The organism is Mycobacterium sp. 1165178.9, from assembly GCF_001673555.1.
Lineage (GTDB): Bacteria > Actinomycetota > Actinomycetes > Mycobacteriales > Mycobacteriaceae > Mycobacterium.
Genome location: NZ_LZMB01000188.1, coordinates 1 through 2,421, shown reverse-complemented (window position 1 = coordinate 2,421; position 2,421 = coordinate 1). Strand labels below are relative to the sequence as shown.

The following is a 2,421-nucleotide window of genomic DNA, read 5'->3' as shown; positions in this document are numbered from 1 at the left end:
GCAGCGGCGGCAGATTGAAACTCATGTAGGTGACGACGTCGTTCCACGCCTCGGGGAAGATCGACCATGAGGCCGGCCAGTACCGGTGCCACTGGCCGGTGGTGAAGAGCAGGATGTAGTACGAGAGCCCGACGAGGATCCAGCCGATCACCGAGAAGAAGTGCCAGTGCCGGCCCATGCCCAGTTTCTTGTGGCCGGGCAGCGAGAACAGCGAGCTGTAGTCCTCCTCCTCGTCGAGCGTGTCGTAGAGCTTGTTGACCGGCATCTCCTTGACCGTGAAGCGCGCCCACTCGGTGCCCGGCTTGCTGTCGTCATGCCAGTACAACTTCGGGTGGGTGGACAAGATCTCGACGCCGCTGCGGATCACCAAAGTCAAAAACAACACGTTCAGCCAGTGGTCGATACGCAGCCACGCCGGATAGTCGAGCACTGTCATGTCGTCACCGTTCAGTCGCGCCAATTCTGCCGTTGCGGATACGCCACGTTGATGCCGGACAGGACGGTGGTGTGCACGGCAATGAAGCCTCCGGCGAGCCCCATGGCCAACGTCCCGGGCGCCAGGTCCCACCGGCCGGTCAACGCCACCAGACCCGGCAGGCTGACAAACCGGCTGACCACATAGATCAGCAGGAAGGCCATGCTGACTAGACTGCCGGCATACCAGCCAGCCTGCGGCACAATGGGTTTGATGGCAAACGCCATTCCCGTGGCCGCGGCCAGGCAGGCGGCGGTCAGCAGCGCAACGTAAACCAAGAAATACAGCGGCAGACCCGGCCGGGTGGCCAACGTGTAGGCGTGCACCGCCACCAGCCCCATCAATAGAGACGAACCCAACCCGGTCACTGTGCGCGGCAGATCAAAGGCGACGTAGCCGTTGAGCGTGAGGAGGGGAGAAGACAGCACCTTGTGCCACGCTTTGAGCCACAGTCGTCCGAGCAGCCCGACCATTTTCGCCGACTACCCGCCTGGCCGGCCGAGAAACTCGTCGTCAGCAAGCTTTCAGCGTCTTCACAGCTTGCGGTTAGATACACAAAGATAAGCAAGGGCCACAATAGATTTGGTGATCAGCGCGGTATGGCGGGGGCCGGCATCGTCGTCGGTGGCCGGGCAGCGTGGACACCGAAGCGCGGGATCCGCGGCGCTATCAAGCTGGGGCACGCTGGTCTTCGCCTGGCGGGTGGCACGGGGCGCCATCCGCTACATCGAAAGCCTCGTGGCACGCCGGAAGACAGCGGGACAAGATGACGCGCGCGCTGGTGGCTAATCCTTTCAGCGGCCCCGCACCCGGCGGTTGTGCTTCTTGATCGCTTCGACCAACTCCGACTTGTTCATAGTGGACCGGCCGGCAATGTCGAGACGACGGGCCAGCTCGAGCAGGTGCTTCTTGCTCGCGTTGGCATCGACGCCCTCTTCCGACTGCCCAATTGGGCGTAGGCCACCGATCTCGGCCCGCTCATCGGATGGGCCCTTCTCGTCCTTGGCCTCCCAGTGGTCACCGACTTTTTCGAAACTGTGCTTGACGGCGGCATACGCCGCCCGGTGGGCGCGCTCCTCGCTGCCGTACTGCTCGGCAGCTGCGTCATGGGTTTTCGCGAATGTGCGTTGGGCTTTGGCGCTGGAACGTTGCAGCGTGCTGGGCAACTCGCTCTTTTTGGCCGCGCCGCCCTTCGTCGTCTTCGGCATCGAACCTCCTCATGTGCCGCAAGCGCTGCGGGTAACCGGTCGGTTACCCCGTCGGCGCGCCGACAATCAACAATGTGTGCGTCAGGTCGGCCGAAATATGTCAATATCGTTGACATGATTCAGGCCGATGACGCTCCGCTCGGTTACCTCCTTTACCGGGTTGCGGCGGTGCTGCGACCCGAGGTTGCCACCGCGCTGGGTCCGCTGGGCCTTACCCTGCCCGAATTCGTTTGCCTGCGAATACTTTCGATGTTTCCGGGAATGTCGAGCGCCGAGTTGTCCCGTCACACCAACGTCACCCCGCAGGCGATGAACACGGTGCTGCGCAAGCTGGAAGAGGTCGGCGCCGTGGCGCGGCCGTCGTCGGTGTCGTCCGGGCGCGCGCTCCCCGCGAATCTGACCGGCCAGGGCCGCGCCCTGCTCAAGCGCGCCGAAGGAGCGGTCCGCGGTGCCGATGCCCGCATCTTGGCCAGGCTCACCGACACTCAGCAGCGTGAATTCAAGAGGATGCTCGAGAAGCTCGGCTCCGAATAGGGCCGCGGCGATCGCGAGCGCGGCTGCGGCGATCGCGAGCGCGGCGCGGCCGGGCGAAGCGGGTCGCCGGCCGGGCCAAGCGGGTCGCCGCCATCAGCTGATCATCCGGTGGCGTGAATGCGCGCCCACGGCCGCGCCTCTTCAAGTTCATAGGCCAATTCGAGCAGCAATGATTCCTGCCCTATATCGGCCGACAGCATCATG

At 64.1% G+C, this 2,421-nt stretch carries 5 protein-coding genes; 1 reads left to right on the top strand and 4 read right to left on the bottom strand.

What is annotated here, in order from left to right; translation table 11 throughout:
- The 3 genes from A5652_RS09070 to A5652_RS09060 all read right to left on the bottom strand — a co-directional run.
- Positions 1–436: cytochrome b/b6 domain-containing protein (locus A5652_RS09070; protein ID WP_197513860.1), on the bottom strand; the 436-nt coding region annotated here is incomplete at its 3' end.
- A gap of 11 nt (positions 437–447) precedes the next feature.
- On the bottom strand, positions 448–948 hold the full coding sequence (locus A5652_RS09065) for an oxidoreductase (protein ID WP_067349492.1): 501 nt from the start codon (positions 946–948) through the stop codon (positions 448–450).
- A gap of 321 nt (positions 949–1,269) precedes the next feature.
- Complete coding sequence (locus A5652_RS09060; protein ID WP_067349488.1) at positions 1,270–1,683, bottom strand: ChaB family protein; 414 nt, start codon at positions 1,681–1,683, stop codon at positions 1,270–1,272.
- 114 nt (positions 1,684–1,797) lie between these two features.
- Here A5652_RS09060 and A5652_RS09055 point away from each other — a divergent pair, with 114 nt between their 5' ends.
- Entirely contained in the window at positions 1,798–2,217 is a 420-nt protein-coding gene (locus tag A5652_RS09055) for a MarR family winged helix-turn-helix transcriptional regulator (protein WP_067349485.1), read from the top strand.
- 101 nt (positions 2,218–2,318) lie between these two features.
- Here the strand turns inward: A5652_RS09055 and A5652_RS28485 are convergent.
- On the bottom strand, positions 2,319–2,421 hold a 103-nt coding region (locus A5652_RS28485), incomplete at its 5' end, for a hypothetical protein (RefSeq protein ID WP_232001113.1).

Excerpts from the sequence above, each read along its gene's own strand:
- A5652_RS09065 (WP_067349492.1), bottom strand. The coding sequence starts at position 948 with ATGGTCGGGCTGCTCGGACGACTGTGGCTCAAAGCGTGGCACAAGGTG.
- A5652_RS09060 (WP_067349488.1), bottom strand. The coding sequence starts at position 1,683 with ATGCCGAAGACGACGAAGGGCGGCGCGGCCAAAAAGAGCGAGTTGCCC.
- A5652_RS09055 (WP_067349485.1), top strand. The coding sequence starts at position 1,798 with ATGATTCAGGCCGATGACGCTCCGCTCGGTTACCTCCTTTACCGGGTT.